Source organism: Streptomyces sp. L500, from assembly GCF_054551825.1.
On sequence record NZ_JBTOLC010000016.1, the window covers coordinates 20,559 to 34,350 of the forward strand.

Annotated in this window: 15 protein-coding genes and 3 tRNA genes; 4 read left to right on the forward strand and 14 right to left on the reverse strand. The window is 72.2% G+C overall.

The features are described from left to right. Positions 1 to 35: 35 nt before the first annotated feature. From ACX9I7_RS16945 to ACX9I7_RS16965, 5 genes are all read right to left on the reverse strand, one after another. Positions 36 to 470, reverse strand: coding sequence for a MaoC family dehydratase (locus ACX9I7_RS16945; protein WP_358626004.1), 435 nt, complete (start codon positions 468 to 470; stop codon positions 36 to 38). Beyond that, positions 470 to 922: a MaoC family dehydratase N-terminal domain-containing protein gene (locus ACX9I7_RS16950; RefSeq protein WP_189456509.1), complete on the reverse strand. Its 453-nt coding sequence runs from the start codon at positions 920 to 922 to the stop codon at positions 470 to 472. Before ACX9I7_RS16950 ends, ACX9I7_RS16945 begins: the two co-directional genes overlap by 1 nt. A 112-nt stretch (positions 923 to 1,034) precedes the next feature. Further along, positions 1,035 to 1,199 (reverse strand): 50S ribosomal protein L33, encoded by a 165-nt coding sequence (rpmG, locus tag ACX9I7_RS16955; RefSeq protein WP_004571794.1) that lies wholly within the window; start codon positions 1,197 to 1,199, stop codon positions 1,035 to 1,037. Between the two features lie 85 nt (positions 1,200 to 1,284). Then, positions 1,285 to 1,357 (reverse strand) — tRNA-Met (locus ACX9I7_RS16960). 50 nt (positions 1,358 to 1,407) lie between these two features. Then, positions 1,408 to 1,480 (reverse strand) — tRNA-Thr (locus ACX9I7_RS16965). Positions 1,481 to 1,709: 229 nt separating this feature from the next. On the opposite strand from ACX9I7_RS16965, the gene ACX9I7_RS16970 reads away from it, so the two are divergent. Together ACX9I7_RS16970 and ACX9I7_RS16975 are read left to right on the forward strand one after the other, a co-directional pair. Beyond that, a complete protein-coding gene (locus tag ACX9I7_RS16970; protein WP_459387798.1) occupies positions 1,710 to 2,978 on the forward strand; it encodes an amidohydrolase family protein in 1,269 nt (422 codons plus the stop codon). Positions 2,979 to 3,002: 24 nt separating this feature from the next. After that, positions 3,003 to 3,677 (forward strand): NAD(P)H-binding protein, encoded by a 675-nt coding sequence (locus ACX9I7_RS16975; protein ID WP_459387799.1) that lies wholly within the window; start codon positions 3,003 to 3,005, stop codon positions 3,675 to 3,677. 54 nt (positions 3,678 to 3,731) lie between these two features. Here the strand turns inward: ACX9I7_RS16975 and ACX9I7_RS16980 are convergent. Then, positions 3,732 to 3,813, reverse strand: a tRNA-Tyr gene (locus tag ACX9I7_RS16980). Between the two features lie 184 nt (positions 3,814 to 3,997). On the opposite strand from ACX9I7_RS16980, the gene ACX9I7_RS16985 reads away from it, so the two are divergent. After that, entirely contained in the window at positions 3,998 to 4,486 is a 489-nt protein-coding gene (locus ACX9I7_RS16985) for a YajQ family cyclic di-GMP-binding protein (RefSeq protein WP_387569119.1), read from the forward strand. Positions 4,487 to 4,590: 104 nt separating this feature from the next. Here the strand turns inward: ACX9I7_RS16985 and ACX9I7_RS16990 are convergent, their stop codons facing one another. After that, a complete protein-coding gene (locus ACX9I7_RS16990) occupies positions 4,591 to 4,983 on the reverse strand; it encodes a YccF domain-containing protein (RefSeq protein ID WP_459387800.1) in 393 nt (130 codons plus the stop codon). 636 nt (positions 4,984 to 5,619) lie between these two features. Between ACX9I7_RS16990 and ACX9I7_RS16995 the strand changes: the two genes are divergently transcribed. Then, positions 5,620 to 6,054 (forward strand): hypothetical protein, encoded by a 435-nt coding sequence (locus tag ACX9I7_RS16995; RefSeq protein ID WP_459387801.1) that lies wholly within the window; start codon positions 5,620 to 5,622, stop codon positions 6,052 to 6,054. A 61-nt stretch (positions 6,055 to 6,115) separates the two neighbouring features. On the opposite strand, the gene htpX is transcribed toward ACX9I7_RS16995, so the two are convergent. The 7 genes from htpX to ACX9I7_RS17030 form a co-directional block, all read right to left on the reverse strand. Continuing rightward, positions 6,116 to 6,979, reverse strand: coding sequence for a zinc metalloprotease HtpX (gene htpX, locus ACX9I7_RS17000; protein ID WP_189456521.1), 864 nt, complete (start codon positions 6,977 to 6,979; stop codon positions 6,116 to 6,118). A 162-nt stretch (positions 6,980 to 7,141) separates the two neighbouring features. Next, positions 7,142 to 8,677, reverse strand: coding sequence for an NADH-quinone oxidoreductase subunit N (locus ACX9I7_RS17005; protein ID WP_459387802.1), 1,536 nt, complete (start codon positions 8,675 to 8,677; stop codon positions 7,142 to 7,144). Beyond that, positions 8,677 to 10,269, reverse strand: a complete 1,593-nt coding sequence (locus ACX9I7_RS17010) for a complex I subunit 4 family protein (RefSeq protein WP_459387803.1) — start codon at positions 10,267 to 10,269, stop codon at positions 8,677 to 8,679. Before ACX9I7_RS17010 ends, ACX9I7_RS17005 begins: the two co-directional genes overlap by 1 nt. Before the next feature lie 3 nt (positions 10,270 to 10,272). After that, complete coding sequence (locus ACX9I7_RS17015) at positions 10,273 to 12,276, reverse strand: NADH-quinone oxidoreductase subunit 5 family protein (protein ID WP_459387804.1); 2,004 nt, start codon at positions 12,274 to 12,276, stop codon at positions 10,273 to 10,275. Further along, entirely contained in the window at positions 12,273 to 12,638 is a 366-nt protein-coding gene (nuoK, locus tag ACX9I7_RS17020; protein ID WP_387569136.1) for an NADH-quinone oxidoreductase subunit NuoK, read from the reverse strand. Before nuoK ends, ACX9I7_RS17015 begins: the two co-directional genes overlap by 4 nt. Further along, positions 12,638 to 13,243 carry an NADH-quinone oxidoreductase subunit J family protein gene (locus ACX9I7_RS17025; RefSeq protein ID WP_459387805.1) on the reverse strand — a complete coding sequence of 202 codons (606 nt, stop codon included), beginning with the start codon at positions 13,241 to 13,243 and terminating at the stop codon, positions 12,638 to 12,640. The genes nuoK and ACX9I7_RS17025 overlap by 1 nt, the downstream gene beginning before the upstream one ends. Continuing rightward, positions 13,240 to 13,791 (reverse strand): NuoI/complex I 23 kDa subunit family protein, encoded by a 552-nt coding sequence (locus ACX9I7_RS17030; RefSeq protein WP_189456532.1) that lies wholly within the window; start codon positions 13,789 to 13,791, stop codon positions 13,240 to 13,242. The genes ACX9I7_RS17025 and ACX9I7_RS17030 overlap by 4 nt, the downstream gene beginning before the upstream one ends. Position 13,792 lies beyond the last annotated feature (1 nt).

The following is a 13,792-nucleotide window of genomic DNA, read 5'->3' on the forward strand; positions in this document are numbered from 1 at the left end:
CGGAAAGCCACGGAACCCCGCGCGGGAGGCGCCGGTCAGGCGAGGGCGACGACCGCTCGGGCCATGCCGAGGACCTTCTGGCCGTCGCAGACGGCCGTGAGGTCCACGCGGACCTGCCGGGCCTCGTCGTCGAGCTTGGCCGCGACCTTGGCGGAGACCTCGATGACCGCGCCCTCGTCGTCGTTCGGCACAACGACCGGCTTGGTGAAGCGGACGCCGTAGTCGACCACCGCCGCCGGGTCGCCGACCCAGTCCGTCACGACGCGGATCGCCTCGGCCATGGTGAACATGCCGTGCGCGATGACGTCCGGCAGACCCACCTCCTTGGCGAACTTCTCGTTCCAGTGGATCGGGTTGAAGTCGCCGGAGGCGCCCGCGTAGCGGACGAGTGTGGCGCGTGTCACGGGGAAGGTCGCGGCGGGCAGCTCGGTGCCGACCTCGACGTCGTCGTACGAAACCGTGGCCGCCATCACGCCTCCTCGGCGGCGCGCGCCACCAGCTTCGTGTGCGCGGTCACGACGTGTTCGCCGGCCGCGTCGTGGACCTCGCCGCGGACGAGCAGGACGTCGTTGCCCGCCAGCGACTTGATCGACTCGATCGTGGACGTGACCGTCAGCCGGTCGCCCGCCCGGACGGGGCGGGTGTACGCGAATTTCTGGTCGCCGTGCACCACTCGGGAGTAGTCCAGCCCCAGCTGCGGGTCCTGGATGACCAGCCCGGCGGCCTTGAAAGTGATCGCGAACACAAAAGTGGGCGGAGCGATCACATCGGGGTGGCCGAGCGCCTTGGCGGCCTCGGGGTCGGTGTACGCCGGATTGGCGTCGCCGATGGCCTCGGCGAATTCGCGGATCTTCTCCCGGCCGACCTCATAGGGGTCGGTGGCCGGATAGGTCCGTCCGACGTAGGACTGGTCGAGCGCCATGGCCCGGCACCTCCTGAGTGGACTGGTCCTTGAGGGACTGTTTACGGGTCGGAATATGCCATGAGGCCGCCCCCAGAAGCTGGGGACGGCCTCATGAACGACCTGTGCGCTGTTAGCGCGTCTCGCGGTGCGCCGTGTGGGCGTTGCAACGAGGGCAGTGCTTCTTCATCTCAAGACGGTCCGGGTCATTACGCCGGTTCTTCTTGGTGATGTAGTTCCGCTCCTTGCACTCCACGCAGGCCAGCGTGATCTTCGGGCGGACGTCGGTGGCAGCCACGTGAGTGCTCCTTGACGGATGGACGGATACAACGCATAAAAGAGTAGCCGATCGGAGGACCGACCCCACAATCGGCTACTGTGTGTAGCGGCGACCGGACTTGAACCGGTGACACAGCGATTATGAGCCGCTTGCTCTACCGACTGAGCTACGCCGCTTTGATGAGGTTGGTTCCCCCGTCCGAAGACGGGAGAACCTCTCCCACCAGAGCCCCAAAACGGAATCGAACCGTTGACCTTCTCCTTACCATGGAGACGCTCTGCCGACTGAGCTATTGGGGCGAGCGAGGAAGACATTACACGGTCTGCGGCCGAAGGTGAAATCCGTATGCGGCCGCCCCTGCCAGGGCGTTCTTCCCGGCCGTCACCGGCGTGGCCGCCGGCGTGTTCCCGGCCGCCCCGAAGGCCACACCAGTACGACTATTCGGCGGTTCCGCCGACCGGCTCGGTGCGCGGCCTACGCTCGAACCGCTGCGTGATCATGCCCGCCCCGGCCTACCGGAGGATCGTGATGCCCGACAGTCAGCCGCAGCCCGCGAGAAGCCCCGACGGCGACGCCGCCGCCCCGCCGGGCGAGGGCGCGCTGGTGCTCTGCGGTGCCCGGCTCGCCGACGGGCGCGTGGTGGACGTACGCCTCAGCGGGGGGCGCATCGAGGCCGTCGGCACGGCGGGCAGCCTCGCGCCCGGCCCGCGCGTCGACCTCACCGGCTATGTGCTGCTGCCCGCGCCCGCCGAGCCGCACGCCCACCTGGACACCGCGCTGACGGCCGACGCCGGCGGCCCCGTCCCGCACGGCGTCGAGGACGTCCAGCGCCGGACGACGGAGGCCGCCCTGCTGCAGCTGGGCCACGGCGCCACCGCCGTGCGCACCCACGTCCGCGTCGGCGACGTGGCGGGGCTGCGCGCCCTGGAGGGCGTCCTGGCGGCGCGGCGCTCGCTGCGGGGGCTCACGGAGCTCAGCGCGGTCGCCGTGCCCCGGCTGCTGACCGGCGTCGCGGGGGCCGACGGGCTCGCCATGCTGCGGGACGCCGTCGGGATGGGCGCCACCGTCATCGGCGGCTGCCCCGACCTCGACCCCGACCCCACCGGCTACGTCGAGACCGTCCTCGCGCTGGCCGCCGAGCACGGCTGCGCCGTCGACCTCCACACGGACGGCGCCGAACCGGCCCGGCTGGCCCGGCTCGCCGCCATGGCGGGCGGGCTGCGCCCCGGTGTGGCCATCGGGCCGTGCGGGGCCCTCGCCCGGCTCCCCCGGGACCAGGCCGCCCGCGCGGGCCAGCAGCTGGCGGCGGCCGGGGTGACGGTGGTCTGCCTGCCCCAGGGCGACTGCGGGGTCGCGGGCGGCGCCCGGGGCGGCGGGGGCGCCTGGTGCGCGCCGGTACGGCTGCTGCGCGCGGCGGGCGTCAAGGTCGCGGCGGGCAGCGGCTCGCTGCGCGACGCCGTCAACCCCGTGGGGCGCGGCGACCCCCTGGAGGCCGCCTTCCTGCTCGCCTCGCACGGCGAGCTGGCCCCCGAGCATGCCTACGAGGCCGTCAGCGGCCGGGCCCGCGCGGTGATGGGCCTGCCCGAGGTCCGGGTGGAGGCGGGCTTCCCGGCGGAGTTGCTGGCCGTCCGGGGCCGCGCCGTCGCGGGCGTGCTGTCCCTCGGCTACAGCCGGCTCGTCATCCACCGCGCCCGGGTCGTCGCGCGGACCAGCGCGGTCCGCGAGTACGGCGACGTCCAGGCCACGGTGGCCCTGGACCTGCCCCGGCAGTCGCCGCGCGGCGGGGACCCCTCGTGAGGGGTCGCGACGTACGGTCGGATCATGCGCATTGTCATCGCTGGAGGACATGGCCGGATCGCGCTGCGGCTGGAGCGGTTGCTCGCCGCGCGCGGTGACGAGGTGGCGGGGATGATCCGCCGTCCCGGGCAGGCGGGAGACCTGCTGGCGGCGGGCGCCGAGCCCGTCGTGTGCGATCTGGAGTCGGCGGGCGTGGCGGATGTCGCCCGCCACCTGGAGGCCGCCGACGCGGCCGTCTTCGCGGCCGGCGCGGGCCCGGGCAGCGGGTCCGCGCGCAAGGAGACCGTGGACCGGGCCGCCGCGGTCCTCTTCGCCGACGCGGCGGAGGCGGCGGGCGTACGGCGCTTCGTCGTCGTCTCGTCCATGGGCGCCGACCGCGAGCCGCCGGAGGGCACGGACCCGGTCTTCGCCGCCTATCTGCGGGCCAAGGGCGCCGCGGACGCGGACATCCGCTCCCGGGCCGGGCTCGACTGGACGATCCTGCGCCCGGGCCGGCTGACGGACGAGCCCGGCACGGGCCGGGTCACGCTCTCGGCGGGCTCCACGGGCCGGGGCGACGTGCCCCGGGACGACGTGGCGGCCGTGCTCGCGACGCTGCTCTCCGAGGACGAGCGGGGGGCCGTGGGGCTGACGCTGGAGCTGATCGGCGGCGACACGCCGGTGGCGGAGGCCGTGCGGGCGCTGGGCGAGGTCTCCTGAACGTCTCCGGAAACGAAAGAAGCCCCTGATCCGTAGATCAGGGGCCTCATTCCGTGGCGGCGCCAGGATTCGAACCTGGGTAGGCTAAGCCGACGGATTTACAGTCCGCTCCCATTGGCCACTCGGGCACACCGCCATGGGTCGTCACCTCGGTCGCTCTTTCGAGCACTCCGTGGCAACGACGTAAACAATACCCGATGACCTGGGGTGCTCCGCCACTCGGTTCACAGCCCCTCGTTCGGGCCCCGGGTGACTAGGCTTGCCACGCGGCCCCCGGGCCGCGCCCCCTGACGGATCTACGCACGAGGAGCCAACTCAATATGGCCGACTCCAGTTTCGACATCGTCTCGAAGGTCGAGCGGCAGGAGGTCGACAACGCCCTCAACCAGGCCGCCAAGGAGATCTCGACGCGCTACGACTTCAAGGGCGTCGGCGCCTCGATCGCCTGGTCGGGCGAGAAGATCGAGATGCGTGCCAACTCCGAGGAGCGCGTGAAGGCCGTTCTCGACATCTTCGAGACCAAGCTGGTCAAGCGCGGCATCTCCCTGAAGTCCCTGGACGCGGGCGAGCCGCAGGCGTCCGGCAAGGAATACAAGCTCTTCGCGTCCATCGAGGAGGGCATCTCCCAGGAGAACGCGAAGAAGGTCGCGAAGATCATCCGCGATGAGGGCCCCAAGGGCGTCAAGGCCCAGGTCCAGGGCGACGAGCTCCGCGTCTCCTCCAAGAGCCGCGACGACCTCCAGACCATCATCGCCCTCCTCAAGGGCAAGGACCTGGACTTCGCGCTCCAGTTCGTGAACTACCGCTAGTTCGCGAACCATCGCCGGCCACACCGAAAGGGGTGCGTCAGGAGCGGCTTCGCCGCCGCTCCTGACGCACCCCTTTCGTCTGCCGCTCGGTCCTCGGTGGACAACTATCGCGTCGCGAACGGCCGGTCCGTCGGGACGATCTCGCGCCCCAGGGGCATCAGCGAGATCGGGATCAGCTTGAAGTTCGCGATGCCCAGCGGGATGCCGATGATCGTGCAGCACATGGCGATGCCGGTGACGATGTGCCCCAGCGCCAGCCACCACCCGGCAAAGATGAACCAGACGACGTTGCCGATCAACGACCCGGCCCCGGCGTCCCGCCGCTCCACGGTCGTCCGGCCGAACGGCCACAGCGCGTAGCCGGCGATGCGCAGGGAGGCGATGCCGAAGGGGATCGTGACAATGAGGACGCAGCAGATCAGACCCGCCACGACATAGCCGAGCGCCATCCAGAAACCACAGAGCACCAACCAGATGACATTGAGGATGAACTTCATAACAGCAGCCTTCCACTGGACCGAACCGACAGCCACTGAGACGTCGGCGGACTGGTCCATAGTTGCTGCCTGACCTGGTGCTCTACCCCGAGAAACCCCCTAGGGGTCATCGCCGGGCGACAGGCTCCGCATGCTCCCCGAACAAAGTGCCGCTGGATCGATACAGCGCACCCCACACGAGGGAGCGGACGCCTGGAGCGATCCGGCCCGGGGCATCCCTTGCCGCGACCAACTCGCGATCTCGCAAGGAGACATCATGCTGCTTCTCGTCACCCAGCCCCTCGGCCTCGCCGTGGCCGGTCTCGCCGCCCTGGCGAACCCGCTGGTCGGCTTCTTCGCATCCGCCCTCGGCAAGTAGGCGCCTGGCAACGGTGACTTCGGATGGGCCCGGATGCTTTCCGGGCCCTCCGTCGTTCGCGGTGGTGGGCGCCCTGCGCCAACTGTCGTTCGATGTATGCGACTTGGCGCCCGTATGCGCCGTATGGGGGATGGGCCGCCACCTCGGCGACGCGTTTCGTGACCCGTCCGGCGCAGCCCAGCGCGCCGTGGGGTCCGGGGCGTGGTCATGTGGCTGGACCGGACGTATCACGCGGACGTACGCACGGAACGGACGACAGGACGAGGAGTCGGAGCCCCATGCACACGTACCGAATCGCAGGTCTGGCGGTCGCGGCGGTGGCGATCGTCGCCGTCAGCGCGCCCAGCAGCGCCCGAGCCGCCGCTCCCGCCACGCCCGCCGATGTCGACATCCTCGGGTGCGTCACCGGGGGCGGCTGGCCCGGCTACCCCGGCGACGACGACGGGCTCGGAGTCCTCGACGACGACAACAACTCGATGGTGTGCCAGGGTGGTTCGCACAACGGCGAGACGATCAGCCTGGCCAGCGGGCGGGGCGACCGGCCGTCGTCGGGGCACCGGCCGCCCGGTGGCCACCGGCCGACCAACGGGCACCTCCCGGGCCTCAGCGACCGGCCGACCAGCGGACGCCCGCCGGCTCACGGCGACCGGCCGACCAACAGCCACCTCCCCGGCCTCAGCGACCGGCCGACCGGCGGTCACCACCGGCACTGAGCGAGCACCGCGCCCCGTAGGGGCGCGTGACGAAGATCCGCCGGACACGGCCTGGGGCCGGTCAGGCGCGCGGGCCCGCCATCCGCTCCAGGCGCGCGATGCGCTCCCGCATGGGCGGGTGCGTCGAGAAGAGCTTCGACATGCCCTCGCCGGGGCGGAACGGGTTCGCGATCATCATGTGGCTCGCCGTCTCCAGGCGGGGCTCCGGCGGCAGGGGCAGCCGCTGGGTGCCGAGCTCCAGCTTGCGGAGGGCGGCCGCCAGGGCCAGGGGGTCGCCGGTGAGGCGGGCGCCGGAGGCGTCGGCCTCGTACTCGCGGGAGCGGCTGACGGCGAGCTGGATGAGGGAGGCCGCGACGGGGCCCAGGATCATAATCATGATCATGCCGACGATGCCGGGGCCCTCGTCGTCGTCGGAGCGCCCGACGGGGATCAGCCAGGCGAAGTTGACCAGGAACATCACCACCGAGGCGAGGGCTCCGGCCACCGAGGAGATGAGGATGTCGCGGTTGTAGACGTGGCTGAGCTCATGGCCGATGACGCCGCGCAGCTCGCGCTCGTCCAGCAGGCGCATGATGCCCTCGGTGCAGCAGACGGCGGCGTTGCGCGGGTTGCGGCCGGTGGCGAAGGCGTTGGGGGCCTCGGTCGGGGAGATGTACAGCCGGGGCATCGGCTGGCGGGCGGCCGTGGAGAGTTCGCGGACCATGCGGTAGAGCTGCGGGGCCTCGAACTCGCTGACGGGCCGGGCCCGCATCGCGCGCAGGGCGAGCTTGTCGCTGTTCCAGTAGGCGTAGGCGTTGGTGCCGAGGGCCACCAGGACCGCGACGATCAGGCCGCCACGCCCGAACATGCTGCCGATGACGATGATGAGCGCGGACAGGCCCCCGAGGAGCAGGGCCGTCCTGAGCCCGTTGTGCCGGCGGTGCACGGTACGCCCTCCAAATGGTGCGGCAGGGGAACCCTTGAACCAGTGGAACCTTTCGAACTGGTCAACGCCAGACGAGGGCCGCTAGTTCCCTTGTGCACCCCCGCAGGGACCGCGAGGGGCCGCTGAGGGCCGCGCCATTCGGGTGAAAAAGCGGTGATACCGCTACAGGAGTGCCTGCGAGGCGAAGCGCAGGACGAGCTGGGGCGCGCCGGAGAGGGCCACTCCGATGGCCGTGGCCAGGGCGATGGCCACCCCGAGGGTGGCCGGAACGCGCACCGCCGGGGCGGTCGTCGCTCCGGACGGCAGCGTTTCCCCGGCTTCCTCGCGGCCGCCCTTGAAGAGGACCGCTGTCCACTGGAGGTAGTAGTAGAGCGCGATCACGACGTTGACGGCCATGACGACGGCCAGCCAGCCCAGCCCCGCGTCGACCGCCGCCGAGAAGACGGTGACCTTGGCGAAGAGGCCGATGACGCCCGGCGGCAGGCCGGCGAGGCACAGCAGGAAGAAGGCGTGCGCGAGGGCGGCGAGCGGGTTGCGGGCGGACAGGCCGCGGTAGTCGGTGATCCGGTTGTCCGGGCGGGTGCGGGCCACGAGGGCGACGACCGCGAAGGCGCCGAGGTTCACGGCCGCGTACATCAGGGCGTAGGCGACGGTGGAGCCGATGGCCCGCGAGGGGTCGTCGCTGTAACCGGCGGCGGCGAGCGGGACGAGCAGGTAGCCCGCCTGGCCGACGGAGGACCAGGCCAGCAGGCGTACGGCGCTGTGCTTCCGGTCGGGGCGCTGGCGCAGCGCGGCGACGTTGCCGGCGGTCATGGTGAGCGCGGCGAGCACGGCCAGGGCGGGGCCCCAGACGTCGGCGTACGAGGGGAAGGCGACGACCGTCACCAGGGCGATGCCGGTGAAGCCGACCGCCTTGCCGACCACCGACAGGTACGCGGCGATGGGCAGCGGCGCTCCCACGTAGGTGTCGGGCACCCAGAAGTGGAAGGGGACGGCGGCGGTCTTGAAGGCGAAGCCGACGAGGGTCAGGGCGACGCCGGCCTTGGCGAGGACGGCCAGGCGGGGGTCGACGTGGCCGAGGCCGTCGGCGATCTCCGTGAGGTGGAGGGTGCCGGTGGCGGCGTAGAGGAAGGACACGCCGAGGAGGGTGACGGCGGTGGCGGTCACGGACGACAGGAAGAACTTCAGTGCCGCCTCGGAGGAGCGGCGGTCGCCGCGGCGCAGGCCGACGAGGGCGAAGGCGGGCAGCGAGGCCACTTCCAGGGCGACGACGAGGGTCGCCAGGTCACGGGAGGCGGGCAGCAGCGCGGCACCGGCGGCCGACGACAGCAGCAGGAACCAGTACTCCCCCGCGGGAAGTTTGGAATCGGCGATCGCGCCAACGGACAGCAGGCCCGTCAGCAGGGCGCCGCCCAGCACCAGCAGCTGGATGACGAGCGTGAAGTGGTCCGCCGTGTAGCTGCACGCCGTGACGGCGACGTCGGGCCCGGTGAGGCAGAAGGTCGAGCGGTCGCCGCGCAGGAGCGGGAGGAGGGAGAGACCGGCCAGCACGAGACCGCCGAGGGCGATCCGGCCGAGGAGGGGTTTGCGGTCCTCGGGGAGGAAGAGGTCGACGACGAGGACGACCAGCGCCACGACGGCCGTGACGGTGGGCGGGGCGATGGCGAGCCAGTCGACGGACTGGACCAGGGAGCCCATCAGTTGCCTCCTGCGAGGAGCTGCTGAACGGCCGGGTCGGTGAGGCCGAGGAGGGCCGCGGGCCAGAGTCCGGCGAGGACGGTGAGGGCGACGAGCGGGGACCAGGCGGCGAACTCGTACCGCCGGACGTCGGCGAGGGCCGGGCCGTCGGGCATCAGGCCCGCCTTCTCGGCCGCCGGGTCCACCTCACCGCCCATGCACACGCGCCGCACGACGACCAGCAGGTAGGCGGCGGTGAGCAGGGTGCCGAGGCCGGCCAGGGCCATGAAGACGAGGAACGCGGGGCGGCTGAGCCCGTCGGCGGGGCGGAAGGAGCCGAACATCGCCAGCATCTCGCCCCAGAACCCGGCGAGGCCGGGGAGGCCGAGGGAGGCCACGGCGCCGAAGGCCAGCAGGCCGCCGAGGCGCGGGGCGCGGCCGTAGAGCGCCGCGCCGGTGGTGCCGGCGAGGCTGTCGAGGTCGCTGGTGCCGTAGCGGTCCTTGATGGCGCCGACGAGGAAGAAGAGGAGGCCGGTGATGAGGCCGTGGGCGACGTTGGCGAAGAGGGCGCCGTTGACCCCGGTGGGGGTGAGGGTGGCGATGCCCAGGAGGACGAAGCCCATGTGGCCGACGGACGAGTAGGCGATCAGGCGCTTGAGGTCGCCCTTGGCGCCCTTGCGGGCCAGCGCGATGCAGACCAGGGAGCCGTAGACGATGCCGACGGCCGCGAAGGCGCCGAGGTAGGGCGCGAAGGTGTGGGCGCCGTCGGGGGCCACCGGCAGGATGATGCGCACGAACCCGTAGGTGCCCATCTTCAGCAGGACGCCCGCGAGGAGCACCGAGCCGACGGTGGGGGCGGCGGTGTGGGCGTCGGGCAGCCAGCTGTGCAGGGGCCACATGGGGGCCTTGACGGCCAGTCCGACGCCGATGGCCAGAACCGCGATGACCTGCGTGGTGTGGCTGAGCGAGGCCCCGTTGTCAGTGGCGAGTGCCACCATGTCGAACGTGCCGCCGTCCAGGCCGACGAGGAGGAGGCCCAGCAGCATCACGACCGAGCCGAGCAGCGTGTAGAGGATGAAGCGCCAGGAGGCGCGCTCCCGGCCCTCGCCGCCCCAGCGGGCGATGAGGAAGTACATCGGGATGAGCACCGTCTCGAAGGCCAGGAAGAACAGCATCAGGTCGAGGACGGCGAAGGTCGCCAGCGTGCCGGTCTCGAGCACGAGGAGCAGCGCGACGAATGCCTTGGGGGACGGGCCCGACGGCATCTTGAAGTAGCTGTACAGCGCGCAGAGGAAGGTCAGCAGCGCGGTCAGGACGAGGAGGGGGAGCGAGATGCCGTCGACGCCGAGGTGGATCCGGATGCCGAGGGCGGGGATCCAGGGGAGGTCGGTGGTCGCCTGCATCCGGGCCGGGTGGTCGTGGTCGAAGCCGGCGGCGAGGGCGACGGACAGCGCGAGGACGACGCCCGTGACGGTCACCCCGTGGCGGAGCACGGCCTGCTCGGGGCTGGTGCCCTTCAGGCCGGGCGGGGCGGGGAGCAGGGCGGCGACGGCTCCCAGCAGGGGGAGGGCGACGATCGCGGCGAGGAGGAGCTGCATGACGGTGTGACTCATGGATCAGGCTCCGGTGGCGACGAGGACGGCGGTGACGGCCAGGACGACGGAGCCGGCGAGCAGGGCGCCGAGGTAGGTCTGCACATTGCCGGTCTGGGCGCGGCGGACGGCCGCGCCGAGCAGCCCGGGCGCGGTGGCGGCACCGCGCACGTACGCGTCGACGACCTCGCGGTCGAGGAAGCGGGCGAGGCGGGCGGCGGCGCGGGTGGGCCGGACGAACAGCGTGGAGTACACGGCGTCGAGGTGGAATCCGGTGACGGCGTGCCGGTGGAGGGGGCCGAGGAGCAGCCTGCCGGGGTCGCCGGGGTCGGGGGCGGCGGCGATGGTGCCGTACACGGGCTCGTGGCTGGCGATGGCCTCGATCTCGGAGACGGCGGGGGAGGCGTCCGGGTCGGCGGCCACGGCGCCCAGGGGGGTGCGGGTGGCGAGCGCGGCGGTGCGGCGCCAGGCCGCGTACATGACGAGCGCGCCGGCGAGGGCGCAGCCGGTGGACAGCAGGGAGGTGGTGAGGCCGGGGGTGAGCGAGCGGCCGTCGAACCAGTCGGGCAGCTTCCAGGCGGCCAGGCCCAGGGCTGCGGTGGGCACGAACAGGACCCACAGCACGCCGTTCATGGCGACGGGCTCGCGGCCGTGGTCGGGGGCCTCGGCGCCCTTGCCGTGGAAGGCGAGCAGCCACAGGCGGGTGGCGTAGCCGGCGGTGAGGGCGGCGGTGACCAGGCCCGCGATCAGGACGGTCCAGCCGGCCGGGCCGGCCGCGGCGGCGGGGATGCCGTGGGCGCCGCCGGTGGCGGCGTGCTCGGCGGCGCCGAGGACGGCCTCCTTGGAGAAGAAGCCGCTGAACGGGGGGATCGCGGCGAGCGCCAGGAGGGCGACGGTCATCGTCCAGTAGGCGTCGGGGATCCGCTTGGCCAGGCCGTTCATGCGGGCCATGGCGGCGAGCGAGTTGGTGCCGGCGGCGTGGATGATCACGCCTGCCCCGAGGAAGAGGAGGGCCTTGAACGCGCCGTGGGAGATGAGGTGGAAGACGGCCGCGCCGCGGTCGCCGACGGCCAGGGCGCCGGTCATGTAGCCGAGCTGACCGACGGTGGAGTAGGCGAGGACGCGCTTGATGTCGTCCTGGGCGAGCGCGGCGAGGGCCGAGCCGACCATGGTGACCGCGGCCATCACGGCGAGGACGACCAGGGCCGCCGCCGAGGCGGCGAAGACGGGGAGGAGCCGGGCGATGAGGTAGACACCGGCGGCGACCATCGTCGCGGCGTGGATCAGCGCGGAGACGGGCGTCGGGCCGGCCATCGCGTCGGGCAGCCAGGTGTGGAGGGGGAACTGCGCGGACTTGCCCGCGACGCCCGCCAGGAGCAGCAGCGCGACGAGGGTGGGGTGGTCCAGCCCGCCGGAGGCGGCGGTGGCGATGATGCCGTTGATCCGGAACGTGCCGGCGTCGGCGGCCAGCGCGAAGATCCCGATCAGGAAGGGGACGTCGCCGAGCTTGGTGACCAGGAAGGCCTTGAGGGAGGCGGACCGGGCGGCCTCGGTCTCCCAGTAGTGGCCGACGAGGAAGTACGAGCAGATGCCCATGATCTCCCAGCCGACCAGCAGCACCATCAGGTCGCCGGTGTAGACGACGAGGAGCATCGCGGCGGTGAAGAGGGAGACGAGGGCCGCGTAGGAGGGGTAGCGGGGGTCGTCGCGCAGATAGGCGGTCGAGTACAGCTGGACGCAGGCGGCCACGACCCCGACGAGCACGGCCACGAGCACGGCGAAGCCGTCGAGGTGGAGGGCGAGGTCGATGGGCACGGAGCCGGTCGGGGTGAGCCGGGTGGCGGCGTCGAGCGCCGCTCCGCCGCCCTGCCGGCAGGCGACGACGATCGCGAGCACGGCGGCGGCGAGCGTCGGCAGCACGGCGAGCGGGCGGACGAGGCCGGGGGCGCGGCGGCCCGTCAGGAAGCCGGCGAGGGCGCCGAGGAAGGGCAGCAGGGGAACGAGGACGGCGGTGGTCGTGGTGCTCACGCGGCGGCCTCGGCCTTCTCCTCGCGGTGCTCATGGTCGGTGTCGGGGCCGGGGGCGTCCTCGGCGAGGTCGCGGAGCCGGTCGACGTCGGCGGTGCCGCGGTTGCGGTGGACCTGGAGGACGATCGCCAGGCCGATGCCGATCTCGGCGGCGGCGATGGCGATGGTGAAGAGGGTGAGCGCCTGGCCGGCGTGGAGCGTGTCGCGCAGCCACACGTCGAAGGCGACGAGGTTGAGGTTGACGGCGTTGAGCATCAGCTCGACGGACATCAGGACCAGGATCGCGTTGCGCCGGGCGAGGACGCCGTAGAGGCCCACGCAGAAGAGGAGGGCGGCGAGGACGGCGGGGTAGACGAGATGCATCAGCGCTCCTCCTTCTTCGCGTCGGGCTTCGCGTCGGACTTCTCGTCGGGCTTCCGGCGGGAGAGGACGATCGCGCCGACGAGCGCGGCGAGCAGCAGGACGGACAGCGCCTCGAACGGCAGCACCCAGTGCCGGAAGAGGATCTCGCCGGAGACCTCCGTGCTGCCCTGCGGCGCGCCGTCCAGGCCGATCCACGTGGTGCGGAAGGCGTCCACGACCACCCAGACGAGGGCGGCCGCGGCGGCGCCGGCGACCCCGAGGGCGGCCCACCGGTTGCCGGAGTCGGCGTCCGGGGAGCGGCCGATGGGGGCCTTGGTGAGCATGAGCCCGAAGAGGAGGAGGACCACGACGGAACCGACGTAGATCAGCACCTGCACCCAGGCGATGAACTCCGCCGTCAGCAGCAGGTACTCCACGGCGAGCCCGCCGAGCGCCACGACCAGCCAGAGGGCGGCGTGCACCAGTTGCCGGGTGGTGACGGTGACGACGGCCGCGCCGAGGGTGACGAGGCCGACGAGGAGGAAGACGATCTCGACACCGGAGGTGGAGAGGAAGCCGCGCGAGACGTGCTCGGCGGCGAGCGCGCTCAGGGCGGTGCCGGTCACGCTTCTCCCTCCTTCTCCTGCTGCTCCCGTTGGGCTGCCAGTTTCTCGGCCGTCTTGCGGGCCGCCGCGATCTCCTTGGGCTCCTCGGCCGCCGGGTCGAGCGCGGGCGGCTCGGGCACGGTCCACATCCACTCGCGGAGCTTGTCGCGCTCGTGGGTGAGCTCGTGGATGTCCGTCTCGGCGTACTCGAACTCGGGCGACCAGAACAGCGCGTCGAAGGGACAGACCTCGATGCAGATGCCGCAGTACATGCACAGCGCGAAGTCGATCGCGAAGCGGTCGAGGACGTTGCGGCTGCGCTCGCGGCCGCCCGGGGCGGCCGGGGGCACGGTCTCCTTGTGGGAGTCGATGTAGATGCACCAGTCCGGGCACTCGCGGGCGCACAGCATGCAGACCGTGCAGTTCTCCTCGAACAGTCCGATGACGCCGCGCGTGCGGGGCGGCAGCTCGGGCTGGGCGTCCGGGTACTGCGCGGTGATCGAGCGCCGGGTCATGGTGCGGAGGGTGACGGCGAGGCCCTTGGCCAGGCCGGAGCCGGGGATGCCCATG

Excerpts from the sequence above, each read along its gene's own strand:
- ACX9I7_RS16950 (WP_189456509.1), bottom strand. The coding sequence starts at position 922 with ATGGCGCTCGACCAGTCCTACGTCGGACGGACCTATCCGGCCACCGAC.
- ACX9I7_RS17005 (WP_459387802.1), bottom strand. The coding sequence starts at position 8,677 with ATGGGCTCCCTGGTCCAGTCCGTCGACTGGCTCGCCATCGCCCCGCCC.
- ACX9I7_RS17010 (WP_459387803.1), bottom strand. The coding sequence starts at position 10,269 with ATGAGTCACACCGTCATGCAGCTCCTCCTCGCCGCGATCGTCGCCCTC.
- ACX9I7_RS16990 (WP_459387800.1), bottom strand. The coding sequence starts at position 4,983 with ATGAAGTTCATCCTCAATGTCATCTGGTTGGTGCTCTGTGGTTTCTGG.
- ACX9I7_RS16995 (WP_459387801.1), top strand. The coding sequence starts at position 5,620 with ATGCACACGTACCGAATCGCAGGTCTGGCGGTCGCGGCGGTGGCGATC.
- nuoK (WP_387569136.1), bottom strand. The coding sequence starts at position 12,638 with ATGCATCTCGTCTACCCCGCCGTCCTCGCCGCCCTCCTCTTCTGCGTG.
- ACX9I7_RS17030 (WP_189456532.1), bottom strand. The coding sequence starts at position 13,791 with ATGGGCATCCCCGGCTCCGGCCTGGCCAAGGGCCTCGCCGTCACCCTC.
- ACX9I7_RS16970 (WP_459387798.1), top strand. The coding sequence starts at position 1,710 with ATGCCCGACAGTCAGCCGCAGCCCGCGAGAAGCCCCGACGGCGACGCC.
- ACX9I7_RS16975 (WP_459387799.1), top strand. The coding sequence starts at position 3,003 with ATGCGCATTGTCATCGCTGGAGGACATGGCCGGATCGCGCTGCGGCTG.
- ACX9I7_RS16985 (WP_387569119.1), top strand. The coding sequence starts at position 3,998 with ATGGCCGACTCCAGTTTCGACATCGTCTCGAAGGTCGAGCGGCAGGAG.
- ACX9I7_RS16945 (WP_358626004.1), bottom strand. The coding sequence starts at position 470 with ATGGCGGCCACGGTTTCGTACGACGACGTCGAGGTCGGCACCGAGCTG.